We start from the raw sequence: 23,226 nt of genomic DNA, 5'->3' as shown, positions 1-23,226 counted from the left end.
CTGGCAACGCGCGGAGGACAAATCGATGGCCCGCGATTCGCAAGCCGCCCTCGTTGCGCTGAACCGTTTCGGCTTCGGTGCCCGCGGCGGCGCATCCGGCGATCTCATCAACGCGGCCTCCGATCCGCGCGGCTTTGTGAAGGCGGAATTGGCGCGCCCTTTCGGCGTGCTGCTGGAGGCGCCGGGCCTGCAATCGACGCCGCAGCTTGGCCAGGCCGCCTTCGCCTATCAGGACCAGGTCAAGCAGGCGCGCGAAGCGGCCAAAGCCGCCACGCCGGCCGAGGCGCCGTCAGCGCCGCCGCCGGCTGCCCCCAAGCCCGACAACACATTGCGTCGCAATCTCTCGCTCAACACGGTGATGACCGAGATCGCCGGCCAGATGGCCGAGGCGAAGCCGGCGGACGGCGCAGCGAAGCCCGACACCATGCAGCCCAACGCGGCTGCGCCGCCCGCTGCAAAGCCGTCACCGCAACCGCTCAACGTGATCCAGAAAACGTTTCGCGCCGAGGCGCTGGCGCGGTTGCAGCGCGCCACCCTGGTCGATTGCGGCTTCACCGAGCGCCTCGTCGTGTTCTGGTCCAATCATTTCTGCATCTCCGCCAACAAGGGCGAGCTGGCGCGGATGTGGGCCGGCGCGTTCGAGCGCGAGGCGATCCGGCCGCACGTGCTCGGGCGCTTCGCCGAGATGCTGAAGGCGGTCGAGCAGCATCCGGCGATGCTGTTCTTCCTCGACAACCAGCAATCGCTGGGGCCGGATTCGCGCGCCGGGCAGAACCGCAAGCGCGGGCTGAACGAAAATCTCGCCCGCGAGATCATGGAGCTGCATACGCTCGGCGTCGGCGGCGGCTACACGCAGGAGGACGTCACCTCGCTGGCGCGCATCATCACGGGCTGGACCTTTGCCGGGCGGCAAGGACAGCTCGGAGTGCCCGGCTCCTTCGCGTTCAACGCCAATGCGCACCAGCCGGGGGCACAAGTGCTGCTCGGCAAGACCTACGAGGCGACGGGCCTCGCGCAGGGCGAGGCCGCGCTCGCCGACATCGCGCGTCATCCCTCGACCGCGAATTTCATCGCCACCAAATTCGTCCGCCACTTCGTCGCCGACGACCCGCCGCCGACCCTGGTCGCGCGGCTGCGCGACGTCTTCGTCAAGACCGACGGCGATCTGAAGGCGTTCGCAACGGCGCTGGTCGATTCCAACGAAGCGTGGCAGGCGCCGCTGACCAAGATGCGCTCACCCTACGATTTCCTGGTCGCGAGCGGACGGCTGCTCGCGCGCGTGCCTGAGGACCCGGGCGGCTATCTCGGCAATCTCAATTTGCTCGGCCAGCCCTTGTGGTCGCCGGCCGGACCCAACGGCTTTCCCGACACCAGCGCCGCCTGGGCCGCGCCCGAAGGCATCAAGCTGCGGCTCGACATCGCCTCCCAGATGGGCGCGCGGCTCGGCAACAACATCGATCCGCTCGACCTCCTTGAATTTGCCGCAGCCGATGCGGCGTCGGTCGAAACGCGACGGACCATCGAGCGCGCGGAATCGCGCCAGCAGGCCTTGGCGCTGCTGCTGATGTCGCCTGAAATCCAGAGGAGATGATGATGATCGACTGCGTCGAGAACCGGCTCCTCACCTCGCGCCGCGGCCTTCTGCTTGGCGGTGCCTCCTTCGCGGCCTGGGCCTATTTACCGAAATTCGCCCGCGCGGCCGACGGGCGCGATCCGCGTCTCATCGTCGTGATCCTGCGCGGCGCGCTGGACGGGCTCTCCACCGTCGCGCCGGTCGGCGATCCCGACTATGCCGGCCTGCACGGCTCGATCGCGCTGACGGCGGATGGCGCGCATCCCGCGCTGATGCTCGATAGTTTTTTTGCGCTGCATCCGTCGATGCCGGAATTCGCCCGCATGTATCGCGACAATCATGCCGCGGTGATCCATGCGGTTGCGACACCCTATCGCGACCGCTCGCATTTCGACGGCCAGGATGTGCTCGAAAGCGGTTACGCCGGGCCGGGCCGCGTGCAGTCCGGCTGGCTCAACCGCGCGCTCGAAGCGCTGCCGCGCGGCGAGCGCGTGTCGAGCGGACTTGCGGTCGGCCCGACCACGCCGCTGGTACTGCGCGGCGCGGCGCCGACCGTCGGCTGGGCGCCGGTCGCACTGCCGCAGGCCGACGACGACACCGCGATGCGGCTGGTCGATCTCTACCGCCACCGCGATCCCGCGTTGGCCTCGGCGCTGTCACAAGGCCTCCAGTTGGAGAAGGCCGCGAGCGGCGACGACATGAAGCCGAAGCCGGGCAATCAGGTTGCACAGATGCGACAAGTCGCGCGCGGCGCCGCCAAGCTGATGGCCGCCGACGATGGCCCGCGCATCGCCGCACTCGCCTTCGACGGTTGGGACACGCACGCCAATGAAGGCGGCCCGGTCGGGCGTCTCGCCTTCCTGCTCGGCGGTCTCGACGGCGCGATCGCCGAATTCGAGAGCGGCCTTGGCGATCGCTGGCGCAACACCGCCGTCGTCGTCGCCACCGAGTTCGGCCGCACCGCGCGCATCAACGGCACCGACGGCACCGATCACGGCACCGGCACCATCGCGCTGCTCGCCGGCGGCGCGGTGAAAGGCGGCCGCGTCATCTCCGACTGGCCCGGCCTCAAGCCTGCCAATCTCTATGAAGGGCGCGACCTCAAGCCCACCACAGATTTGCGCTCCGTGATCAAGGGCGTACTGCAAGACCAGTTCGGCCTATCGGATCAGGTGCTGGCCCGGACCGTCTTCCCGGACAGCGCCGCCGCGCGTCCGATGAAGGGGCTGGTGACTTAAACCGTCATTCCGGGGCGCGCGTAGCGCGAGCCCGGAATCCATTTCTCACCGGGCTCAATAGCAAAATGGATTCCTGGCCCTCGCCTTGCGGCGCGTCCCGGAATGACGACATGATGAGCCGAACATCAGGAGACCGCCCGCATGTATATCGCCATGAACCGCTTCCGCGTCGCCAAGGGCTCTGAGGCTGCTTTCGAGCAGGTCTGGCTCTCGCGCGACACCCACCTCGACAAGGTGCCGGGTTTCGTCGAATTCCATCTGCTGCGCGGGCCGGAGCTCGAGGATCACACGCTGTATGCCTCGCACACCGTGTGGGCGAACCACGCGGCGTTCGAGGCCTGGACGAAATCAGAGGCGTTTCGCGCCGCGCATCACAAAGCCGGCGACAACAAGCCGCTTTATCTCGGCCATCCCCAGTTCGAGGGCTTTGAGGTGATGCAGACGGTCGGACGCGGCGCCAAGTAGCGCCGCGCCGCAAGCATCAGCCCAACGTGATCCTGTCGATCTCGGCCAGATCGTCCACGCTGAGCTTCCAGGCGATCGCCTTGACGTTCTGCTCGACCTGCTCGACGCGAGTGGCGCCGGCGATGACGCTGGAGACCTGCGGGCGGCCGGCAAGCCAGGAGAAAGCGAGCTCGAGCATGCTGTGCCCGCGCGTCTGCGCGAAGGCCTCGAGCTTCTCGACGATGTCCTCGTTGCGCGGCGTGACGTAGCGATCGCGCAGCCGCGCCACCTTGCCGAAGCGGGTGTCGTCAGGCGCGGTCTCGCCCTTTCTGTATTTGCCGGTCAGAAGCCCGCTTGCGAGCGGGAAGAACGGCAGCAGTCCAAGCTTGTATTCCGTTGCTGCCGGCAGCAGGTCCTTCTCGATGTCGCGCACGACGAGGGAGTACTCGTCCTGGCACGAGACGAAGCGGCTGACATTCATCGCGCGTGCGACGTACTCTGCCTCTGCGACCCGCCAGGCCGGGAAGTTCGAATTGCCGATGTAGCGGACCTTGCCCTGGCGGACGAGATCGTCGAGCGCGCGCAAGCTTTCCTCGATCGGCGTCAGCGGATCGTAGTCGTGCTGCTGGTAGAGATCGATGTAATCGGTCTTCAGCCGCTTCAGGCTCGCCTCCACCGCCTCCATGATGTAGCGGCGCGAGGCGCCCTGCTTGGTTCCGTCCTCCGCCATCGGCTTGGAGTATTTCGTCGCGAGCACGATGTCCTTGCGGCGATCGCCCAGCACCGCACCAAGCACGTTTTCCGAGCCGCCCATGTTGGAATAGATGTCGGCGGTGTCGAACAGCGTGACGCCAAGATCGAGCGCGCGGTGGATCACCCTGCGCGAGGTCTCGAGATCCGTGCGCTGGCCGAAATTGTTGCAGCCGATGCCGACCGCGGACACGCGCAGGCCGGAACCGCCGAGATTGCGAATTTCCATGGAAGATCCTGTCAGAAAAAAACAGGATCCATTTTGACCGCGGTGTCATGCAGCGGCAAGCAGCCAGCCTGCGTTGCTGCCATGCTCAAAGAAACTGCGGACAAAAAAACGCGGCCCCCGTTAGACGCGGCGACTGACGGGGACCGCTTTGGGGCGCTTGATCGGTGACGGGGGGCCTGATCAGACGCAGGCGCAACCTAGTCCATAAGTGTTACGCGCGGGTGACAGGTAAGTTATCCACAGGGCGCCCCGGCCCTGCAAAAATCAGAAGATCTTGCGATAGACGATGAAGCCGGAGCGTTCCGCGACCTTGTCGTACAGGCTCTGCGCGGTGACGTTGGTTTCATGCGTCTGCCAATAGACGCGCGGGCACCCTGCGAGCTTGGCGCGCTCATAGACGCCGTAGATCAACGCCGAGGCGACGCCTTTTCCGCGCGCGGCCTCGAGCGTGAACAGATCCTGCAAGTAACAGGATGGCTCGATCGCGGTGGTGCTGCGATGAAACAGATAGTGCGTGAGACCAAGCAGCCGGCCGTCGCTGTCGGCGACCAGCGCGTGCACCGGCTCGTAGGCATCGAAGAAGCGCTGCCACGTCACCCGCGTGATCTCGGGTGCGAGCGCGGTCGCACCGGCGCGGCCGTAGAAGGCGTTGTAGCCGTCCCACAGCGGCAGCCATTGATCGTAGTCCTGCCGCGTGACGGCGCGAATGGTGAGTGACATCTGGAAATTCCGCGATCTCTGAGGCGTCCTTCATACGTGATGAAGGGCGCACCGATCAATCGTGCTGTTGCATCACTCCGCGACGCGAAGATACCGGATCAGCTTGCGGCCGGTGGGATCGCGCAGCGAGCGGTAGTAGTCGGCGCGCGCGGGTGCATCGGTGTGGCGCACGAGATCGGTCACCGGTGTGTAGCTCAGCATGCGGCCGCCGTCGGGCAGTGCCGTGCAGACGAAGCGCAGCACCTCGCCATTGCGCAAATTGATGTTGATCGGCGTCGCATCCCCGATCCGCACCATCTCGATGCGCTGCGCGATGAAGGCGCCCAACTCGTCCTCCGGCAGTTCGAACGCGCCGGTGTCGCGGCCGTGATACATCAGCGCAATGAAGGGCGGCCTGTCATCGGCCTTCTCGTCGGGCAGCGCAAAATAGTCGCGAAATGCGCGGTTGATGAATTCGGCGCGGGTCTCGGCGTCGAGCAGCACGATGCCGATATCGACTTGGTCGAGCGCGGCGGACAGGCGCGCGGCCGTGGCGTGGTTGCGCCGCTCGGCGGCGAAGGCGTCGAGCAGGCGCTCGCGCATCAGGCCGGTGATCGCGGCGGTGGCGCCGGCCGTGACCGCCAGCAGGCCGAGCTGCATGAGATCCGCTGCGGCGAGGCCAGGCGCGGTACGATGACTGAGCGCGAGCAGCCCCGTTCCGATCGCGGCGATGGTGGCGCTGCCAAGCGCGGACGCAAATCCGGACAGCGAGCCGGCGAGCGCGACGATGCAGACGAACAGCGGCGCAAGCGCGAGGGCGGGCGCGTGACGGTCGAGCGGGATCGCCAGCAGCGCGGTCGCTGCCGTCAGCGCCGGACCGGCAATGGCTTGCCATCCAAACCGCATGGCCCTGCCTCGCTCCTTCCTGAAAGAGCTAACAGCGCAAGACTGACCGATCGTTGCGCGATCGTGCTGTGATTTCGCGCGCGGTGCTTAAGGCGTGCCTGCCGTCAGAGGCAAAGCTTTCGGATGATTTTAGGCCAAATGAGCCGGCATCACGCGATATTGCGGACGACACGCATCGGCGCAATCCACGTCGAGGTGCCGAACGGCTTGCGTGTGCCGGTCAGGATCAACAGCGAGGCCGCGACCAGGATGGCCGCGGTCAGCGTAATTGCAACGAGTACCACCGGTGACTTCATGGCTGTCCTGCCGCATGCCTGTTGGCGCGGGTGCTCACAGGGCGCGCTTTGAAGGGCTGGTCCAGGATGAGACGGGGATCAGACCGGCAGACCCATCGCCATGGTCGCCTTGGTCGTCAGCACCGTGAGGGTGACGATCAGACAGAGTGACAGCGCCGCGATGGCGAGCGAGGCCGCCACGGCCTGGGTCAACCGGGAAGAGGCGGCAATAGCGGGACGGCCCTGAAAGCCGACCGTGCCGGACGCCCGAATCATGGTCTAAATCCTTCAACGTGCGAGCGAATCACCCGCGACGCCGAACAATCTCACAATTTCAACTGGCAATATTGCGGCGGCTATCGCGCCGAAAATGGCGGGATTGCGGCAAAAGTTAACGCGATCCCCGCTATTTCTTGACGCTGCACCGGTTTTCAGGCACCCGCCGCGATGCTGGCGGGGTCGTCGACGTCGGCGGGGCGCCAGTCCATCGCCACGAAGCCGGGCGCCGCCTCGACGCGCTTCAACCAGTCCCGGATCGCCGGGAACGCCTGGAGGTCGAAGTCGCAACGGTCGGCGACATGGGTGTAGCCGTAGAGCGCGATGTCGGCGACCGTGAGCTGGCGCGCGGCGAAGTAGGAATTGGCCTTGAGGTGGTTCTCCATCACCTGGAGTGCGCCATAGCCGCGCTCCATCCAGTCCTCCAGCGCGTGGGTCTGGAGGTCGCGCCCGCCCTTGACCAGCGACAGCCAGAAATAGGCCGCGCCGATGTTCGGCTCGAGCGCGTGCTGCTCGAAGAACATCCATTGCAACGCCTCGGCGCGATCGATGCGATTCTCCGGCGCAAGCGGCGTGCCGACCGCGACGAACCACAGGATCGCGTTGGACTCGGCGAGATAGCGGTTGTCGCCGACCTCGAGCAGCGGCACCTGGCCCGACGGGTTCTTCGCGAGGAAGTCCGGCGTCTTGCTCTCGCCGCGCAGAATGTCCACCTCGATGGCTTCGTAGGGCACGTTCAAGAGCGCCAGCGCAAGGCGGACCTTGTAGCTGTTGCCCGAGCGTTGCATCGAATAGAGCTTGTACATTCCGGGATTTCGATTCCGAGGAAGGGAAGGCGCGGCGCTTGTTGCCCCGCAACGCGGCTAAACAATGATGCCGATGCGAATCCGCCGCAAGGGCCGGCCTATAGAAAAACTCGAAAACTCTACCGCATTGCAATGCGGCGGAAGAACATTGTCGTGCGACGCCGCAAATCAGATCACGCTTGCGTCAACATGCGCATGCGTCACCTTGCAACGTCAGCTGGTCGTCAGTTTTGCGGCACTCCAAAGCCGCAAAATTGCTCCGAGGACAGGCCTTGCCGGATATGAGCGATTTGGACAGCAAAGTTGCGGATTGTTGCGGGAAATCGCGCCTGGAAACGCTCAAATCCGTAAACTTTTTCGGGATCGGGCCGAAGTTTCTTGCGGTGCAGCGGCACACGTTTTAGGGTGGCTCCATTCCCACAATCAGAGTCGTGAGGCCAACGGCTTCACGACGCTTGTCAGGAGATGACGATGTCCTTCCTTGCCGCTGCGCTCGACCGTGTGAAGCCGTCCGCGACCATCGCGGTCACGGATAAAGCACGCGCGCTGAAAGCGGCGGGCCGCAACGTCATCGGCCTGGGTGCCGGCGAGCCCGACTTCGACACGCCCGCCAACATCAAGCTGGCGGCGATCCACGCCATCGAAGCCGGCAAGACCAAGTACACCGCGGTCGACGGCATCCCCGAGCTGAAGGAAGCGATCATCGCGAAATTTCAGCGCGAGAACGGCGTCGTCTACAAGCCGAACCAGATCATCGTCGGCACCGGCGGCAAGCAGGTGCTCTACAACGCGCTGATGGCGACCATCAACCCGGGCGACGAGGTGATCATCCCGGCGCCCTATTGGGTCAGCTATCCCGAGATGGTGGCGCTCGCGGGCGGCGAGCCGGTGCCGGTGGTCTGCACCGCGGCGGCCGGCTTCAGGCTCCAGGCCGAAGCGCTCGAGCGCGCCATCACGCCGAAGACCAAATGGGTGATCCTGTGCTCGCCGTCGAACCCGACCGGTGCGGCCTACACCAGGGCCGAGCTGAAGGCGCTCACCGACGTGCTGGTCAAGCATCCGCATGTGTGGGTGATGACCGACGACATGTACGAGCACCTCGTCTATGACGATTTCCAGTTCACGACCGTCGCGCAGGTCGAGCCCGGCCTCTACGATCGCACGCTCACCGTGAACGGCGTGTCGAAGGCCTATTGCATGACCGGCTGGCGCATCGGCTATGCCGGCGGCCCGGCGCAGCTGATCAAGGCGATGTCGACCATCCAGTCGCAGTCGACCTCGAACCCGTGCTCGATCGCGCAGTGGGCCTCGGTCGAGGCGCTGAACGGTCCGCAGGACTTCATCCCGGCCAACAACAAGGTGTTCAAGGAGCGCCGCGACCTCGTCGTCTCCATGCTCAACCAGGCCAACGGCATCGAGTGCCCGCGTCCCGAGGGCGCATTCTACGTCTATCCGTCCTGCGCCGGCACGATCGGCAGGAAGGCGCCGTCGGGCAATTTGATCTCGAATGACGAACAGTTCGTCACCGAGCTGCTCGAGACCGAAGGCGTCGCGGTGGTGCAGGGTTCGGCCTTCGGCCTCGGCCCGGCGTTCCGCATCTCCTACGCCACCAAGACCTCCGACCTCGAAGACGCCTGCAAGCGCATCCAGCGCTTCTGCGGCAATCTTCGTTAAGTTCGTTCGCCGTTCAGAATTGAGAAGGCCCGCTTCGCAGGCGGGCCTTTTTATTGCTCCACGAAATCTGGCACCGCCATCACTCTTGTGGCATAGAACTCCCGCGTGGCTTGCACAGTGCCCGCCAGTGCTCGCGTTCCAATCATCGCCGGAGATATTTTCATGCGCCGTTCCTTCCTCCTCGCCGGGCTGATCGCAGCCAGCCTCGTTGCCTCGGTTGCCGGCGCCAGCGCGCAGCAGCGGATGGTGCGGGTCGGGGTGCTCGAATGCCGCGGCGGCGCCAGCATCGGCTTCGTGGTGGGATCGGTGACCAATCTCGGTTGCGTGCTGCGCGCCGATGGCGTGCCCGACGACCGCTATGTCGCGACGATCCGCAAAGTCGGCCTCGATCTCGGCATCACCCAGGAGACGGCGCTTGCCTGGGGCGTGTTCGCACCGGTCGACCGGCTCGGCCCTGGCGATCTCTCCGGCAATTATGCCGGCGCACAGGGCAGCGCCTCGGTCGGCGTCGGCCTCGGCGGCAACGTGCTGGTCGGCGGCTCCAACAATTCGATCGCACTCCAGCCGCTGAGCGTGCAGGGCCAGGTCGGCCTCAACGTCGCTGCCGGCCTCGAGAGTCTGGAACTCCGTCCGGGCCGTTGAGAACTGGTCGTTAAGACCTAGTCGAACTGACGACGCACCGCAGCGACGTTTGATGCTTGCCAAATCTCGGGGACGGGCAGAGCATTACCGTTTGCCGACCCAATCATGGGCCGAGCTCCACACCAAGGAGGCGGCGAATGGGACAAGACGTCAGAAGTCCCCGAGGTCCACGGTGCATCGCGCTGGTGGGCCCTTTCCAAAGCGGTAAAACCACACTTCTCGAAGCGATCCTGGCGCGCACGGGCGCAATCCCGCGCGCCGGCAGCGTCGATGCCGGAACCTCCGTCGGCGACGCCACGCCTGAGGCCCGTCATCACAAGATGACCGTTGGCCTGACTGCCGTTACCACGAGTTTCATGGGCGACAGCTACACCTTCCTGGATTGTGCCGGTTCCGTCGAGTTCGCCCACGACATGCGCGCCGCGCTGCCCGCGGTCGACGCCGCCATCGTGGTCTGCGAAGCCGACGAGAAGAAGCTGCCCCAGCTTCAGATCATCCTGCGCGAGCTGGAGGAATTGAAGATCCCGCGCTTCCTGTTCCTCAACAAGATCGATCGCGCCAACAAGCGTATCCGTGAGACGCTGGAGACGCTTCAGCCCGCTTCGCGCGTGCCGCTGGTGCTGCGCCAGATCCCGATCTGGAAGGGCGATCTGATCGAGGGCTTCGTCGATCTCGCGCTCGAGCGCGCGTTCGTCTATCGCGAGCACAAGGCCAGCGAGGTGGTCGCGCTCGACGGCGGAAATCTCGATCGCGAGAAGGAGGCGCGCTTCTCGATGCTGGAGAAGCTTGCCGACCACGACGACGCGCTGATGGAGCAATTGCTCGAAGACATCCAGCCGCCGCGCGATGCCGTGTTCGACGATCTCGCCCGCGAATTGCGCGAAGGCCAGATCTGTCCGGTGCTGCTCGGCGCCGCCGCGCGCGAAAACGGCGTGCTGCGTTTGATGAAGGCGCTGCGCCACGAGGCGCCTGATATCACCGCGACCGCAAAACGTCTTGGCGCACCCGAGAGCAAGGATGCGCTCGGTTTCGTCTTCAAGACGCTGCACTCGCAGCACGGCGGAAAGCTGTCGCTGACGCGGCTGCTCGCCGGCCATCTCGATGACGGCGCCACGCTGCAATCCTCCTCCGGCGGCGCGAGCCGCATCTCCGGCATTCTCGCCGTCAACGGCGCCTACGACACCAAGCGTGCCGCGGCCGAAGCCGGCGACACGGTGGCGCTCGCCAAGCTTGATCCTGTCGCGACTGGCGACACGGTCTCGAGCGGCAAGACTGCGCCCGCTGCGCTCGCAGCCAGCGAGCCGACGCCGCCGGTGCTTGCGATCTCGATTGCGGCCACCGACCGCAAGGACGACGTCAAGCTCGGCCAGGCGCTGGCGCGGCTGCATGAGGAGGATCCATCGCTCGTCGTCGTGCAGAACGCCAAGACCCACGACACCGTGCTGTGGGGACAGGGCGAGATGCATTTGCGCGTCGCCAGCGAACGCCTGCGCGATCGCTTCGGCGTCAAGATCACCTCGCATCCGCCCGCGATCGGCTATCAGGAGACCATCCGTAAGCCGATCACCCAGCGTGGCCGCCACAAGAAGCAGTCCGGCGGCCACGGCCAGTTCGGCGACGTCGTGCTCGACATCAGGCCGCTGCCGCGCGGCGAGGGCTTCAGGTTCGCCGAAAAGGTCGTCGGCGGCGCGGTGCCACGCAACTACATCGGCGCGGTGGAAGAGGGCGTCGTCGACGGGCTCGCGCGCGGCCCGCTCGGCTTCCCCGTGACCGATTTGCAGGTGACGCTGACCGACGGCTCCTATCACAGCGTCGATTCCTCCGACCTCGCCTTCCGCACGGCGGCGCGGGTCGGGCTCAACGAAGGCCTGCCGCAATGCCAGTCGGTGTTGCTGGAGCCGATCCACGTGGTCGAGATCGTCTGTCCGACCGATGCCACCGCCAAGATCAACGCGATCCTGTCGGCGCGGCGCGGCCAGATCCTCGGCTTCGACACCCGCGACGGTTGGAGCGGCTGGGACTCTGTCCGCGCCATGATGCCGGAAGCCGAGATCGGCGAGCTGATCGTCGAACTGCGTTCGGCCACGGCCGGAGCCGGCAGTTTTACGCGCCAGTTCGACCACATGGCCGAGGTGACCGGCCGCGCAGCCGACCAGATCATCGCCGCACATCGCGACGCGGCGTGAGCCGGTAAAGCATCACTCTCTCTCCTCTCTCCGCTTTCGCGGGGAGAGGAGAAGCAAGTCCGCGCCCTCTCCACGTGTTATTGCTCGCGGAGGCAGTCGGGCCCTTGCACTCGCTTTTCAATGATGTATTTTACATCATTGTGCATGCACCAGATATCACTTATAAGATCTGACACGTGAGGCCACGGTGATCACGTCGTTCCAGATGCGGGCAGCGCGTGCGCTGCTTGGCATTGACCAGAGAACCCTGGCCGAGCTCGCCGGCGTGTCGCTGCCGACCATCCAGCGGATGGAGGCCTCGACCGGCAATGTGCGCGGCGTGGTCGAGACCTTGATCAGGGTGGTCGAGGCGTTCGATCGGGCCGGCGTCGAGCTGATCGGCGAGCAGGCGCGCAGCGACGGCGGCGGACGCGGCGTTCGACTGAAGGAGCCGGGACCGCCGCGCAAGGTGGGGGCATGATCGGGCGTTGATCGTGCTCGGGATCAGGATGGACTAGCGCATCGTCGCACGCACATGCCGCACGATGCACCGGAGCGTTGTGGGGCCAGCGGAGCACTTTGCTGACATGAGCATCACAAGCGATCATGCAAGCGGGCTGCACCGGCTGCGCCAGCCGACCTTTGCCGAACTCTATCTGCCAAAACTCGTCACGGTCTGGCGCGAGGGCTATGGGCTTGCGGATTTCCGCGCCGACGTCTTTGCCGGCCTCACCGTCGCGATCGTGGCGCTGCCATTGTCGATGGCGATCGCGATCGCCTCGGGCGTGACGCCCGACCGCGGGCTCTACACGGCGGTCGTCGGCGGCTTCATAGTGTCCTTGCTCGGCGGCAGCCGCTTCCAGATCGGCGGACCCGCGGGCGCCTTCATCGTGCTGGTCGCGGTGACCGCGGAGCGGCATGGCGTCGACGGCGTGATCCTCGCCACCCTGATGGCCGGCCTGTTCCTGGTCGCTGCCGGCCTGCTGCGCATCGGCACCTACATCAAGTTCATTCCCTATCCGGTGACGGTCGGCTTCACCGCCGGCATCGCCGTGATCATTTTTGCCAGTCAGCTTCGCGATCTCGGCGGCATCACGCTCGCGGGGAAGGAGCCCGGTGAATTCGTTCCGAAGCTCATCGCGCTGGCGGCAGGCCTTCACACCGTCAATCCGTCGGCCGTCGCGGTCGCTGTCGTCAGCGTCGCGATCATTGCGACCTTGCGGCGCTGGCGGCCGTCCTGGCCCGGCATCCTGATCGCGGTCGTGTTCGCGGCGGTCGCGAGCGCCGCGCTCTCGCTGCCGGTCGAGACCATCGGCACGCGCTTCGGCGGTATCCCGCGCCAATTGCCGTTACCGGCACTGCCCGTGTTTTCACTGGCGAAGGCGCAAGCGGTACTGCCGGATGCGATCTCGTTCGCGCTGCTCGCGGCCATCGAATCGCTGCTCTCAGCGGTGGTGGCCGACGGCATGACCGGACGCCGTCACCGCTCCAATTGCGAGCTGGTGGCGCAAGGTGTCGCCAATATCGGCTCGGCGCTGTTCGGCGGCATCTGCGTTACCGGCCTGATCGCGCGGACCGCCACCAACATCCGCGCCGGCGCGCGCGGGCCGATCGCGGGCATGCTGCATTCCGTCTTCCTGTTGCTGTTCATGCTGATCGCGGCGCCGCTTGCGAGCTACATTCCGTTGGCCGCGCTCGCCGCCGTGCTGGTGGTGGTGGCCTGGACCATGGCGGAGAAGCAGGAATTCGCCACGCTGCTGCGCTCCTCCTGGGGCGATGCGATCGTGCTGCTCGCGACCTTCCTGCTCACCATCTTCCGCGACCTGACCGAAGGCATTCTGGTCGGCTTCGCGCTCGGCGCGGTGCTGTTCATCCATCGCATGGCGGAGATGACCGGGATCGAGGAACGCACGCCGCTGGTCGCCGACGATCGTCCCGATGACGGCAATGGCGAGCGTGTGCGTTATGATGCCGGGCTCGCGATCGATCGCGACGTGCTGGTCTATCGCATCACCGGCGCGTTCTTCTTCGGTGCAGCCTCCGCTATCGGCGGCGTGCTCGACGGCATCGCCGACAAGCGCAAGGGCTTTGTCGTCGATTTCGCCGCGGTGCCGTTCCTGGATTCCACCGCGGCCAACGTGCTCGGCCGCGTCGCCGCAAAAGCCCACCGCCAGGGCATCAGGCTGTTCATCACGGGCGCATCGCCCACCGTCCGCCGCGCGCTGCTCACCCATGGCGTGACGCCGCCGCGGGCGCGCTATCGCGAGACCATCGCGCGCGCGGTCGCCGACATCAAGGGCGGCGCGGTCCAGCCCGCGGCCGAGGACATTGCGGCGAGCTGACGTCGCGCCCTTCTCAAGCCTTTCGATTTGACCGACACTGCCGCGTCACGGCGGTGGTGCAGGGAATGCTCAATTCGCGTCGCAATATCGCGCTGGCTTGCGCGCTCAGTGCGCTGGCCGGCTATGTCGACGGCGTCGGCTTTCTGCATCTCGGCGGCCTGTTCGTCTCGTTCATGAGCGGCAATTCCACGCGCATGGGGGTCAGTCTTGCCAAAGCACATTGGCGCGAGGCCGCCGAGGCGCTTGGCTTGATCACGCTGTTCGTGGCCGGAGCCGCGGCCGGCAGCCTCATGGTGCTCGGCGGCGGCACCGAACGACAACCCTGGCTGCTCCTCACCGAGGCCGCACTGCTTGCCGGGGCCGCGCTGTGCCACGCGTTCGGCCTGCAAGGCCCAGCCATTGCCGGGATCGTGCTGGCGATGGGCCTGGAGAATGCCGTGTTCCAGATCGACGGCGGCGCCGGCCTCGGCCTCACCTATGTCACGGGCGCGCTGGTCAAGGTCGGCCAGCTGCTCGCCGTCAGCCTCACCGGCGGGCCGCGCTGGGGCTGGGCGCCGAACCTCTCGCTCTGGGCGGCGCTGGTGGCGGGCTCGGCGGCCGGCGCGCTCGTCTATGCCCGGATCACCCTGTCCGCGATCTGGTTTGCTGCAGCTGCGGCGCTCGCCCTGAGCGCGATCGTGGCCGTCGTGATGCGGCGCCCGCGCGCTTGACAGAGCCTGCGGGACGCGAAATGGATCGCCTCCCGCACTGTCTCTTAGGGAAGGATGATCGTGACCAAGGCTCCCGCGGCCTGTTTGATCGGATGGCCAGCAGCGCATTCGCGCTCGCCGTTGATCCATCATTACTGGCTGCGCACGCTCGGCATTGCAGGCGGCTATGTCATCGAGGCCGTTCCGCCCGACGATCTCCGCGACTTCGTGCTGCGACTGTCGCTGCGCGGCTTTGTCGGCGCCAACGTCACCATTCCGCACAAGGAAGGCGTGCTGGCGCTCTCGACGCCGGACGCGCGCGCGAGGGCCGTGGGCGCCGCCAACACGCTGTGGTTCGAAGACGGCGAGCTGCGCTCGACCAACACCGACGTCGAGGGCTTCATCAACAATCTCGATGCCAGCGCGCCCGGCTGGGACAGGGTCGAGGAGGCGCTCGTGCTGGGCGCCGGCGGTTCCTCGCGCGCGGTCGTGTTCGGGCTCGTCGAGCGCGGCGTCGCGCGCGTCCATCTCGCCAACCGGACCATCGCGCGGGCCGAGGCGCTGGCAAAGCAGTTCGGGCCGAACGTGCGTCCGCTTTCCTGGGACGGGATCAACGACGTTCTCCCGCGCGCAAAGCTTCTCGTCAACACCACGTCGCTCGGCATGCACGGCCAGCCGGCGCTCGATATCGACGTGGCGCGCCTGCCGCAAGCCTCTGTCGTCGCCGACCTCGTCTATGTCCCGCTGGTGACGCCGCTGCTCGCGGCGGCCAAGGCGCGCGGCCTGAGGACCGCCGACGGGCTCGGCATGCTCCTGCACCAGGCGGTGCGCGGCTTCGCGCTGTGGTTTGGCCGAACGCCCGAGGTGACCGCCGAGCTGCGCGCTCTGGTCGAGGCCGATCTCACAAAGACTTGAGCGAATAGCGCGCCCTCTCCGGAGTTCTCTATCCGTAGGGACAATCGGAGACCTTCATGTCTGTTCAACGTGCAACTTTCACGCGTCCAATCCTTGCCGTCACAATGGTGGCCATCTCGACCTTCGCGGCGTTCGCGCAGAAGGCCCCGGTGCCGACCCGCGTCCGCGGCACCATCGAGAGCCTCGAGGGCGATACCATGCTGGTCAAGTCGCGCAGCGGTGAGGACGTCAAGCTCCACATCGCATCCGACCTGCGCGTGGCCGGCATCACCAAGATTTCACTCGCCGACATCAAGGTCGGCTCCTTCGTCGGCGCCACCACCGTGCCCGGGCCGGATGGCGGCAACAACGCCGTCGAGGTCCACGTGTTCCCGGAAAGCATGCGCGGCACCGGCGAAGGCTCGCGTCCCTGGGATCTGAAGCCCGACTCCAGCATGACCAACGCGACCGTGGCGGAGAGCGTGGTCGGCAATGACGGCCATACCTTGCTCGTGAAGTACAAGGACGGCGAGAAGAAGGTGTTCGTCTCCGACATGACGCCGGTGGTGACCTACGTGCCCGGCGACAAAACCGACCTGAAGGCCGGCGCCAAGGTCATCGCCTTCATGAAGCAATTGCCGGACGGCTCGTTCGAGACCAACCGTGTCAGTGTCGGCCGTGACGGCCTGACCCCGCCGATGTGAGGGGCGACGAGGGAAGAACTTGTAGGGTGGGTTAGGCGAAGCCGTAACCCACCATGCTTCCGCCAATGCGGACCGAAGTTGGCGGGTTACGCTCAGCGGACAGCGCTTCGCGCAGCCGCAGAGCTAACCCACCCTACGGCACCGCTGCTGCGTTTACACCGCAATCACGTGATCGTCGATCTCGTCGATCCCGTTGACGCCGCACAGGCCCATGGTCGTAAGCAGCTCCTTCTGGATGATGTCGATCGCCTTGGCGACGCCGGCCTGGCCGCCGGCACCCAAGCCATACGCATAAGCGCGGCCGATCATGCAGGACTTGGCGCCGAGCGCCAGCGCGCGCATCACGTCCTGGCCGGAGCGGATGCCGCCGTCGAACATGATCTCCATCTTGGAGCTGACCGCGTCCGCGATCTCCGGCAGCACCTCGATCGAGGACGGCGCGCCGTCGAGCTGACGGCCGCCATGGTTCGACACCACCAGCGCCTGTGCGCCGGTCTTGGCGGCCTCCTCGGCGTCCTCGACGTCCAGAATGCCCTTGATGACGAGCTTGCCCGGCCAGATGCTGCGGACCCACTCGACGTCCTTCCAGCTCAGGGAGGTGTCGAACTGCGACGCGGTCCACTCGGCGAGGCGATTGAGATCCTCGGTGTTCTTCACGTGGCCGGCGATGTTGCCGAAGGTGCGGCGCTTGCCTTGCAGCACGCCGGCAACCCAGGCCGGCTTGGTTGCGAAATCGATCAGCTTCGACAGCGACCATTCGGGCGGCACCGTCATGCCGTTCTTGATGTCGGCATGGCGCTGGCCGATCACCTGCAAATCGACGGTCAGCACCAGCGCACTGCACTTTGCCGCCATTGCGCGCTGGATCAGTTCCTTGATGAAGCCGCGGTCCTTCATCACGTAGAGCTGGAACCAGAACGGCTTCTCGACATTGGCGGCGATGTCCTCGATCGAGCAGATCGACATCGTCGACTGCGTGAACGGGATGCCGGCGGCCTGCGCGGCGCGGCAGGCGTGGATCTCGCCGTCGCCATGCTGCATGCCGAGCAGGCCGACAGGCGCGAGCATCAGCGGCATGGTCGAAGGCTCGCCGAGGATCGTGGTCGAGGTGTCGCGCTTGGAGACGTCGACCAGGATGCGCTGGCGGAACTTGATGCCCTGCATGTCCTCGCGATTGGCGCGCAGCGTTTCCTCGGCATAGGAGCCGCGGTCGCAATAATCGAAGAACGCCTTCGGCACGCGGCGCTGATGCAGCGTGCGAAGATCGTCGATACAGGTGATGTGCTTCATGAACGTTCCCCGGCCCGTCTTGTCTCGAGAGTCTTGCATCGGAAGATTGAGGGGTCATCTAGCATGGTTGGATGCACAGCCAAATCGTCTGTAGAGGAGCGCGCCATGAAGAGACCGCACGCGGGACCTTCGCCGGAAGAGATCAAGGAGAAGCAGGACCTCGAGGACGCCCTGGAAGAGGGGCTGGAGGAGACCTTCCCGGGCTCCGATCCCGTCAACGTCACCCAGCCGGCGCCGAGCCGCGGCGACGGTCATGTGAAGCGGACCGACTAGTGCGGTTCCGTTTCGTTCCGGTGATCAAACCGGAAATATAACGTTAACAATAAGTTACCGGGGCGGGCGCGGTCCCGGTTCCGTAATGATTCATCATATTTTTTGAAGCCAAGTTAGCCGCGATGGCTTTATAAGACCTCAGCAAATCAGGGATGCGGGGCCCGTTCGGGCACCCGGAGGTTGTGATGGGGATCCCTGGTTGTTGCGTGGGGGACGATGATGAGCCGCAAATATTTCGGGACCGACGGGATTCGGGGCCGCGCCAACGGACTGATCACGCCGGAGCTCGCGCTCAAGGTCGGCCAGGCCGCGGGCCTCGCGTTTCAGCGCGGTGATCACCGCCACCGCGTCGTGATCGGCAAGGACACCCGCCTGTCCGGCTACATGATCGAATACGCCATGGTCGCAGGCTTCACCTCGGTCGGCATGGACGTGCTGCTGGTCGGCCCGATGCCGACGCCGGCGGTGGCGATGCTGACCAAGTCGATGCGCGCCGATCTCGGCGTGATGATCTCGGCCTCGCACAATCTGTTCGAGGACAACGGCATCAAGCTGTTCGGCCCGCAGGGTTTCAAGCTCTCCGACGACGTCGAGAAGCAGATCGAGCAGCTGCTCGACGAGCCCATCGACAAGCGGCTCGCACAGAGCGCGAGCCTCGGCCGCGCCCGCCGCATCGACGGCGTGCATGACCGCTACATCGAATTCGCCAAGCGCACGCTGCCGCGCGACCTCTCGCTGGACGGCCTGCGCGTCGTGGTCGATTGCGCCAATGGCGCCGCCTACAAGGTGGTGCCGGAAGCACTGTGGGAACTGGGTGCCGACGTGGTGCCGATCGGCGTCGAGCCCGACGGTTTCAACATCAACAAGGATTGCGGCTCGACTTCGCCGGAAGCGCTGTCGAAGAAGGTGCGCGAGATGCGCGCCGACATCGGCATTGCACTGGACGGTGACGCCGACCGCGTCATCCTTGTCGACGAGCGCGGCCATGTCGTCGACGGCGACCAATTGCTCGCGGTGATCGCGCAGAGCTGGAAGGAAGACGGGCGTTTGTCGCGGCCCGGCATCGTCGCCACCGTGATGTCCAATCTCGGGCTCGAGCGTTTCCTGAAAGGGCAGGGGCTCGATCTCGTTCGCACGCCGGTCGGCGACCGCTACGTGCTCGAGCAGATGCTGGGCGGCGGTTACAATCTCGGCGGCGAGCAGTCCGGCCACATCATCCTGTCGGACTACGCCACCACCGGCGACGGCTTCGTTGCCGCATTGCAGGTGCTGGCGGTGGTGCAGAAGCTGCGCCGGCCGGTGTCCGAGGTCTGCCACCGCTTCGATCCGCTGCCGCAGATCCTCAAGAACGTCCGCCACAAGGGCGGCAAGCCGCTCGATGATTCCGACGTCAAGTCGGCGATCTCCGACGGCGAGAAGCGCCTCAACGGCCACGGCCGCCTCCTGATCCGCTCCTCCGGCACCGAGCCCGTGATCCGCGTCATGGGCGAAGGCGAAGACCGCCATCTGGTCGAGGAAGTCGTCGACACCATCGTCTCCGCGCTGGGACAAGCGGCGGCGTAAGCGCGCCGGTTGAGCGCCCTCTATCCCCGATCACAGATGTCGTAGGGTGGGCAAAGCGAAGCGTGCCCACGCGTCTGTCGCTGTATCGGAAAGACGGTGGGCACGGCGCAAGTGCGCCTTTGCCCACCCTAGGATTCCGGTCTCCTGCCCAAACATCCGCCGCACGCGCGTTAACGCATCCTCTCTCGCCGCAGTGCGCCTTCACACATCGTTAGCAATTGCGGCGCCTCGTTGCCGCATTTTTGCAACGCTTGCGCCGCATCCGCGCGAGTGGTCAGAAAAAATCAACCTTAAAAATTAGGGTTAAGTGGCGCTTAAGCATTTGGTGCCATCGTCCGCCTGTGAGTTTCCAGAACGTGGGGCACCTGCATTTTGCCTCACCGGCCATAAGGACGAAGCCAATGCGTAGCGTTAAGTCTCTCCTTGCCGCGGGTGCGGCGTCACTGATCTCGTCGATGGCGTTCGCCGCCGACATGCCGATCGCAGCTCCGCCCCCCATGTACGCGCCGCCGGCTCCGCCTGCCGATTTCGGCGGCTGGTATCTGCGCGGCGACGTCGGCATGACCAACCAGAGCGCCAAGCGCGTCGAGAGCGCGACTGCGGCTGCGTTCCCGACCACGACGAACGGCCTCGGCTTCGACTCCTCGCCGCTGTTCGATCTCGGTGTCGGTTATCGCTTCAACAACTGGTTCCGCGCCGATGTGATCGGCCAGTATCGCGGCAAGGCCAATCTGCACGGTTCGGACAGCGTCGTCCTCGGCCCGACCGACGTCGAAGCCAACACCTACACCGGCAGCAAGTCCGAGTGGGTCGTCATGGCCAACGCCTATGTCGATCTCGGCACCTGGTGGTGCATCACGCCGTTCATCGGCGCCGGTGTCGGCGGCTCCTACAACAAGCTCTCGAGCTTCCAGGACAGCGGCATTCGTTACACCGCCGGCGCTCTCTCCAACAGCGTCACCTATTTCGGCGATAACGGAAAGTGGAACTTCGCCTGGGCCGCTCACGCCGGTCTCGCCTACAAGGTCAACCCCGGCTTCACGGTCGAACTGGCCTACAGCTACATGGATCTCGGCGACGCTGCGCCCGGTAACTTCCGCGCGTTTGACGGCAGCATCTCCGGCTCTTCGACGATCAAGGTCAAGGACATCACCTCGCACGACGTCAAGCTCGGCGTGCGCTGGGATCTCAACAGCCCGCCGGTCTACGCGCCGCCGCCGCTCGTCACCAAGGGCTGATCGCTCGCTCGATCGCTTAAACTCTCTTAACGGCGCGGGATCATCCCGCGCCGTTTTGCTTTGCGGTTTTTTCATTGCTCGATCGCGACGAAAGCCTCCGACGCAAACCATTGGTTAAGGTTAACGAGCCATGATCACGAGCGAAAGTTCGAGTTCGATGGAGCGTTGCAATGCGTGGGCTTTTGTTGGCTGCGGTGGTGTTGGGGACGGCATCTGCCGCACACGCGGCCGATATGCCGGATCTTCCCATCCTGCGCGGCAGCCTGAGCGACGGTCTCAGCCAGTCCAGTGTCAACTGGCAGGGCTTCTATGCCGGCGCCCAGGGCGGCTACGGCGCCTCCGACGAACATTTCAGCGGCAGCAACACGAATATGCTGGCCACGCTGCTCGACCACAACGTCATCCAGCAGATGGATGTCGCAAACTGGAATCTCGGTCTCGGCGGAGAGTCACACCGGTCGAGCGGATACGGTGCTTTCTTCGGATATAACGCTCAGTGGGAGGACGTCGTCTACGGCCTCGAGGTGAGCTATCTGCACGGCTCATACGGCGGCATGTCGCAGGCGTCCAAGGAACTTGTCAGCGGCAGCGCGCTGACCGATGGCTTCTTTCACGACGTCAAGGTGACGTCGTCGGCCGGAATCTCGATCTCGGACATGGCGACGTTCCGCGGCCGAGCGGCCTATGCCTGGGGCTGCTTCCTGCCCTACATCTTTGGCGGCTTCGCGCTCGGCAAGGCCGACATCTCGCGCACCGTTCTGGTTGAGGATGCGGTCAGCACGACGATCGGCGGGACATATACGAGCCTCCAGCCGCTGAGCGCCAACGATACCGTGCACAATCACATGATCTACGGCTATACCGCGGGTCTCGGCGTCGACGTCAACCTCGTCGGCGGCCTCTTCGCGCGCGCCGAATGGGAATACATCCGCTTCACCACCAACATCGACACCAACATCAACACGGTTCGCGCGGGTCTCGGCTACAAGTTCTGACGCGCGCGCATGGCGCTGATTGACAGGGCGCCCCGGCCCTGATGCTCTGTCGCTCCATGGGGAGCGGTGGCAGTGAAGATTTTCGGCGATAGCAATTCCGGCAATTGTCTGAAGGTGAAGTGGGTGTGCGACAAGCTCGCGCTGCCCTATCGCTGGATCGAGATCGACACGCGCAAGGGCGAGACGCGCACGCCGCAATTTTTGGCGATGAACGGCGCCGGCCAGGTGCCGACCATAGCCTTCGACGACGGACGCACGCTGGCGCAGTCCAACGCCATTATCCGCTATCTCGCGCGCGACAGCGCGCTCATTCCGCGCGACGCCTTTGCCGCCGCCAAGATGGACGAATGGCTGTTCTGGGAACAATACAGCCACGAGCCCTATATCGCGGTGTGCCGTTTCCAGCTGGTCTATCTCGGCAAGGAGGCCTCCGAGCTCGACCCCGACAAGGTCAAGCGCGGCCATGCGGCGCTCGATTGCATGGAGCAGCATCTTGCCGCGAAACGTTTCTTCGCCGGCGAGGTAGCTTCGCTCGCCGACGTCTCGCTGCTCGCCTATACCCGCCTCGCGCATGAAGGCGGTTTCGATCTCGGCCGTTATGCGGCCATCCGCCGCTGGATCGCTGACACCGAGGCCTTTCTCGGCCTTCCGCCCGCGCGTTGAGCCTGGAGTTTTCGTCGATGAATGATACGTCCGTTGCCATCCGCCCCGCGCGCCGCGAGGACGTCGCGGCGATGATCGCGATGCTTGCCGACGACCATCTCGGGCGCGCCCGCGAGCGGCTGGAGGACCCGCTGCCTGAGGTCTATTACGAAGCGTTCGAACGGGTCGAACGCAATCCCAATCTCCTGCTCGTGGTCGCCGAAAGCGAGGGCAGGGTGGTCGGCTGCCTGCAACTCGCAATCCTGCCGGGCATCAGCTCGCAAGGCGGCATCCGCGGCCTGCTCGAGGATGTCCGTGTTGCCACTGATTGCCGCAGCCGCGGAATTGGAGAAAAGTTGGTGCAATGGGCGGTCACGGAAGCAAAGGCGCGCGGTTGCATTCTGGTCGAATTGCTGACGCATTCGAGCCGCGTCGACGCGCAGCGCTTCTACAAGCGGCTCGGATTTTCGGCGAGCCATGTCGGCATGACTGTCCGCTTTTGAGGCAGCTGATCGCGAGCGTTGCGCGATCAACGAAATCGGATCGCGCATTCGTTCATCTTAACAGCTGATAAACTACCCGTTCGTCGTTCACGTTGATCGAGGAACGAACAGTGCTACGCCAGCGTCTCAAACCGGGCTCGGTCGGTTCGGGGATTTCGATGACAAGCTATTCCATGATCAAGGTCGGCAACGATTACGTTGTGCGGGCCAATGACAAGAGCATTTTGAAAGTCGGCAGCCGCCGCCGCGCTGTGCAATTGATCAGCGAGGCCACGGACTTGCTGAACGCGCTGACGTCTGTCGAATCCCCTGGAATCGCGCCGGAATTGCCATCACTCCAGCGTGAGGCGCCGGAACTTCCTTGACGACTCTTCCTGTTTCCCGTATCAGCCGCGGCGGGACACCTCCCCCCAACG

The 23,226-nt window shown here is 65.3% G+C and carries 25 protein-coding genes; 18 read left to right on the top strand and 7 right to left on the bottom strand.

Features of this window, described 5'->3' with window-relative positions; translation table 11 throughout:
* The first annotated feature begins 25 nt into the window (after window positions 1–25).
* From IC761_RS31235 to hmuQ, 3 genes are all read left to right on the top strand, one after another.
* Window positions 26–1,591: a DUF1800 domain-containing protein gene (locus tag IC761_RS31235; protein WP_195800476.1), complete on the top strand. Its 1,566-nt coding sequence runs from the start codon at window positions 26–28 to the stop codon at window positions 1,589–1,591.
* Window positions 1,592–1,593: 2 nt separating this feature from the next.
* A complete protein-coding gene (locus IC761_RS31230; RefSeq protein ID WP_195800475.1) occupies window positions 1,594–2,811 on the top strand; it encodes a DUF1501 domain-containing protein in 1,218 nt (405 codons plus the stop codon).
* A 141-nt stretch (window positions 2,812–2,952) separates the two neighbouring features.
* On the top strand, window positions 2,953–3,276 hold the full coding sequence (gene hmuQ / locus IC761_RS31225; protein WP_008544592.1) for a heme-degrading protein HmuQ: 324 nt from the start codon (window positions 2,953–2,955) through the stop codon (window positions 3,274–3,276).
* Between the two features lie 16 nt (window positions 3,277–3,292).
* Here the strand turns inward: hmuQ and IC761_RS31220 are convergent, their stop codons facing one another.
* The 6 genes from IC761_RS31220 to IC761_RS31195 all read right to left on the bottom strand — a co-directional run bounded on the left by IC761_RS31220 (window position 3,293) and on the right by IC761_RS31195 (window position 7,196).
* Window positions 3,293–4,234 carry an aldo/keto reductase gene (locus IC761_RS31220; protein WP_195800474.1) on the bottom strand — a complete coding sequence of 314 codons (942 nt, stop codon included), beginning with the start codon at window positions 4,232–4,234 and terminating at the stop codon, window positions 3,293–3,295.
* A 264-nt stretch (window positions 4,235–4,498) separates the two neighbouring features.
* A complete protein-coding gene (locus IC761_RS31215) occupies window positions 4,499–4,954 on the bottom strand; it encodes a GNAT family N-acetyltransferase (RefSeq protein ID WP_195800473.1) in 456 nt (151 codons plus the stop codon).
* A 72-nt stretch (window positions 4,955–5,026) separates the two neighbouring features.
* Window positions 5,027–5,839 (bottom strand): PAS-domain containing protein, encoded by an 813-nt coding sequence (locus IC761_RS31210; protein ID WP_195800472.1) that lies wholly within the window; start codon window positions 5,837–5,839, stop codon window positions 5,027–5,029.
* 149 nt (window positions 5,840–5,988) lie between these two features.
* A complete protein-coding gene (locus tag IC761_RS31205; RefSeq protein ID WP_195800471.1) occupies window positions 5,989–6,135 on the bottom strand; it encodes a hypothetical protein in 147 nt (48 codons plus the stop codon).
* A gap of 78 nt (window positions 6,136–6,213) precedes the next feature.
* Window positions 6,214–6,390, bottom strand: coding sequence for a hypothetical protein (locus IC761_RS31200; RefSeq protein ID WP_195800470.1), 177 nt, complete (start codon window positions 6,388–6,390; stop codon window positions 6,214–6,216).
* 155 nt (window positions 6,391–6,545) lie between these two features.
* A complete protein-coding gene (locus IC761_RS31195; protein WP_195800469.1) occupies window positions 6,546–7,196 on the bottom strand; it encodes a glutathione S-transferase family protein in 651 nt (216 codons plus the stop codon).
* A 471-nt stretch (window positions 7,197–7,667) separates the two neighbouring features.
* Between IC761_RS31195 and IC761_RS31190 the strand changes: the two genes are divergently transcribed.
* The 8 genes from IC761_RS31190 (at window position 7,668) to IC761_RS31155 (ending at window position 16,306) form a co-directional block, all read left to right on the top strand.
* Window positions 7,668–8,870: a pyridoxal phosphate-dependent aminotransferase gene (locus IC761_RS31190; protein WP_195800468.1), complete on the top strand. Its 1,203-nt coding sequence runs from the start codon at window positions 7,668–7,670 to the stop codon at window positions 8,868–8,870.
* A gap of 162 nt (window positions 8,871–9,032) precedes the next feature.
* Complete coding sequence (locus IC761_RS31185; protein ID WP_195800467.1) at window positions 9,033–9,512, top strand: DUF992 domain-containing protein; 480 nt, start codon at window positions 9,033–9,035, stop codon at window positions 9,510–9,512.
* A gap of 137 nt (window positions 9,513–9,649) precedes the next feature.
* The gene (locus IC761_RS31180; RefSeq protein WP_195800466.1) at window positions 9,650–11,698 is read left to right on the top strand and encodes an elongation factor G; all 2,049 of its coding nucleotides are present in this window, start codon (window positions 9,650–9,652) and stop codon (window positions 11,696–11,698) included.
* Window positions 11,699–11,885: 187 nt separating this feature from the next.
* Entirely contained in the window at window positions 11,886–12,158 is a 273-nt protein-coding gene (locus IC761_RS31175; protein WP_195800465.1) for a helix-turn-helix domain-containing protein, read from the top strand.
* A 106-nt stretch (window positions 12,159–12,264) separates the two neighbouring features.
* On the top strand, window positions 12,265–14,019 hold the full coding sequence (locus IC761_RS31170; RefSeq protein WP_195800464.1) for a SulP family inorganic anion transporter: 1,755 nt from the start codon (window positions 12,265–12,267) through the stop codon (window positions 14,017–14,019).
* A 65-nt stretch (window positions 14,020–14,084) separates the two neighbouring features.
* The gene (locus IC761_RS31165; RefSeq protein WP_195800463.1) at window positions 14,085–14,729 is read left to right on the top strand and encodes a YoaK family protein; all 645 of its coding nucleotides are present in this window, start codon (window positions 14,085–14,087) and stop codon (window positions 14,727–14,729) included.
* 54 nt (window positions 14,730–14,783) lie between these two features.
* Complete coding sequence (locus tag IC761_RS31160) at window positions 14,784–15,623, top strand: shikimate dehydrogenase (RefSeq protein ID WP_195800462.1); 840 nt, start codon at window positions 14,784–14,786, stop codon at window positions 15,621–15,623.
* 56 nt (window positions 15,624–15,679) lie between these two features.
* The gene (locus IC761_RS31155; protein ID WP_195800461.1) at window positions 15,680–16,306 is read left to right on the top strand and encodes a hypothetical protein; all 627 of its coding nucleotides are present in this window, start codon (window positions 15,680–15,682) and stop codon (window positions 16,304–16,306) included.
* A gap of 153 nt (window positions 16,307–16,459) precedes the next feature.
* Here IC761_RS31155 and IC761_RS31150 read toward each other — a convergent pair whose 3' ends face one another.
* Window positions 16,460–17,596: an alpha-hydroxy acid oxidase gene (locus tag IC761_RS31150; RefSeq protein WP_195800460.1), complete on the bottom strand. Its 1,137-nt coding sequence runs from the start codon at window positions 17,594–17,596 to the stop codon at window positions 16,460–16,462.
* A 105-nt stretch (window positions 17,597–17,701) separates the two neighbouring features.
* On the opposite strand from IC761_RS31150, the gene IC761_RS31145 reads away from it, so the two are divergent.
* The 7 genes from IC761_RS31145 (at window position 17,702) to IC761_RS31115 (ending at window position 23,175) form a co-directional block, all read left to right on the top strand.
* Window positions 17,702–17,869 carry a hypothetical protein gene (locus IC761_RS31145; protein ID WP_195800459.1) on the top strand — a complete coding sequence of 56 codons (168 nt, stop codon included), beginning with the start codon at window positions 17,702–17,704 and terminating at the stop codon, window positions 17,867–17,869.
* A 219-nt stretch (window positions 17,870–18,088) separates the two neighbouring features.
* On the top strand, window positions 18,089–19,432 hold the full coding sequence (glmM, locus tag IC761_RS31140; protein ID WP_195800458.1) for a phosphoglucosamine mutase: 1,344 nt from the start codon (window positions 18,089–18,091) through the stop codon (window positions 19,430–19,432).
* Window positions 19,433–19,833: 401 nt separating this feature from the next.
* The gene (locus IC761_RS31135; protein ID WP_195800457.1) at window positions 19,834–20,670 is read left to right on the top strand and encodes an outer membrane protein; all 837 of its coding nucleotides are present in this window, start codon (window positions 19,834–19,836) and stop codon (window positions 20,668–20,670) included.
* A gap of 170 nt (window positions 20,671–20,840) precedes the next feature.
* Entirely contained in the window at window positions 20,841–21,665 is an 825-nt protein-coding gene (locus IC761_RS31130) for an outer membrane protein (RefSeq protein ID WP_195800456.1), read from the top strand.
* A gap of 72 nt (window positions 21,666–21,737) precedes the next feature.
* Window positions 21,738–22,328 carry a glutathione S-transferase family protein gene (locus tag IC761_RS31125; protein WP_195800455.1) on the top strand — a complete coding sequence of 197 codons (591 nt, stop codon included), beginning with the start codon at window positions 21,738–21,740 and terminating at the stop codon, window positions 22,326–22,328.
* 17 nt (window positions 22,329–22,345) lie between these two features.
* A complete protein-coding gene (locus IC761_RS31120) occupies window positions 22,346–22,810 on the top strand; it encodes a GNAT family N-acetyltransferase (protein WP_195800454.1) in 465 nt (154 codons plus the stop codon).
* Between the two features lie 110 nt (window positions 22,811–22,920).
* Window positions 22,921–23,175, top strand: coding sequence for a hypothetical protein (locus IC761_RS31115; RefSeq protein WP_246791389.1), 255 nt, complete (start codon window positions 22,921–22,923; stop codon window positions 23,173–23,175).
* Window positions 23,176–23,226: the final 51 nt, after the last annotated feature.

This window comes from Bradyrhizobium commune (assembly GCF_015624505.1).
Taxonomy (GTDB): domain Bacteria; phylum Pseudomonadota; class Alphaproteobacteria; order Rhizobiales; family Xanthobacteraceae; genus Bradyrhizobium; species Bradyrhizobium commune.
This window is presented reverse-complemented; position numbering and strand designations above follow the sequence as displayed.

Excerpts from the sequence above, each read along its gene's own strand:
- IC761_RS31235 (WP_195800476.1), top strand. The coding sequence starts at position 26 with ATGGCCCGCGATTCGCAAGCCGCCCTCGTTGCGCTGAACCGTTTCGGC.
- IC761_RS31230 (WP_195800475.1), top strand. The coding sequence starts at position 1,594 with ATGATCGACTGCGTCGAGAACCGGCTCCTCACCTCGCGCCGCGGCCTT.
- hmuQ (WP_008544592.1), top strand. The coding sequence starts at position 2,953 with ATGTATATCGCCATGAACCGCTTCCGCGTCGCCAAGGGCTCTGAGGCT.
- IC761_RS31220 (WP_195800474.1), bottom strand. The coding sequence starts at position 4,234 with ATGGAAATTCGCAATCTCGGCGGTTCCGGCCTGCGCGTGTCCGCGGTC.
- IC761_RS31215 (WP_195800473.1), bottom strand. The coding sequence starts at position 4,954 with ATGTCACTCACCATTCGCGCCGTCACGCGGCAGGACTACGATCAATGG.
- IC761_RS31210 (WP_195800472.1), bottom strand. The coding sequence starts at position 5,839 with ATGCGGTTTGGATGGCAAGCCATTGCCGGTCCGGCGCTGACGGCAGCG.
- IC761_RS31205 (WP_195800471.1), bottom strand. The coding sequence starts at position 6,135 with ATGAAGTCACCGGTGGTACTCGTTGCAATTACGCTGACCGCGGCCATC.
- IC761_RS31200 (WP_195800470.1), bottom strand. The coding sequence starts at position 6,390 with ATGATTCGGGCGTCCGGCACGGTCGGCTTTCAGGGCCGTCCCGCTATT.
- IC761_RS31195 (WP_195800469.1), bottom strand. The coding sequence starts at position 7,196 with ATGTACAAGCTCTATTCGATGCAACGCTCGGGCAACAGCTACAAGGTC.
- IC761_RS31190 (WP_195800468.1), top strand. The coding sequence starts at position 7,668 with ATGTCCTTCCTTGCCGCTGCGCTCGACCGTGTGAAGCCGTCCGCGACC.
- IC761_RS31185 (WP_195800467.1), top strand. The coding sequence starts at position 9,033 with ATGCGCCGTTCCTTCCTCCTCGCCGGGCTGATCGCAGCCAGCCTCGTT.
- IC761_RS31180 (WP_195800466.1), top strand. The coding sequence starts at position 9,650 with ATGGGACAAGACGTCAGAAGTCCCCGAGGTCCACGGTGCATCGCGCTG.
- IC761_RS31170 (WP_195800464.1), top strand. The coding sequence starts at position 12,265 with ATGAGCATCACAAGCGATCATGCAAGCGGGCTGCACCGGCTGCGCCAG.
- IC761_RS31165 (WP_195800463.1), top strand. The coding sequence starts at position 14,085 with ATGCTCAATTCGCGTCGCAATATCGCGCTGGCTTGCGCGCTCAGTGCG.
- IC761_RS31160 (WP_195800462.1), top strand. The coding sequence starts at position 14,784 with ATGATCGTGACCAAGGCTCCCGCGGCCTGTTTGATCGGATGGCCAGCA.
- IC761_RS31155 (WP_195800461.1), top strand. The coding sequence starts at position 15,680 with ATGTCTGTTCAACGTGCAACTTTCACGCGTCCAATCCTTGCCGTCACA.
- IC761_RS31150 (WP_195800460.1), bottom strand. The coding sequence starts at position 17,596 with ATGAAGCACATCACCTGTATCGACGATCTTCGCACGCTGCATCAGCGC.
- IC761_RS31145 (WP_195800459.1), top strand. The coding sequence starts at position 17,702 with ATGAAGAGACCGCACGCGGGACCTTCGCCGGAAGAGATCAAGGAGAAG.
- glmM (WP_195800458.1), top strand. The coding sequence starts at position 18,089 with ATGAGCCGCAAATATTTCGGGACCGACGGGATTCGGGGCCGCGCCAAC.
- IC761_RS31135 (WP_195800457.1), top strand. The coding sequence starts at position 19,834 with ATGCGTAGCGTTAAGTCTCTCCTTGCCGCGGGTGCGGCGTCACTGATC.
- IC761_RS31130 (WP_195800456.1), top strand. The coding sequence starts at position 20,841 with ATGCGTGGGCTTTTGTTGGCTGCGGTGGTGTTGGGGACGGCATCTGCC.
- IC761_RS31120 (WP_195800454.1), top strand. The coding sequence starts at position 22,346 with ATGAATGATACGTCCGTTGCCATCCGCCCCGCGCGCCGCGAGGACGTC.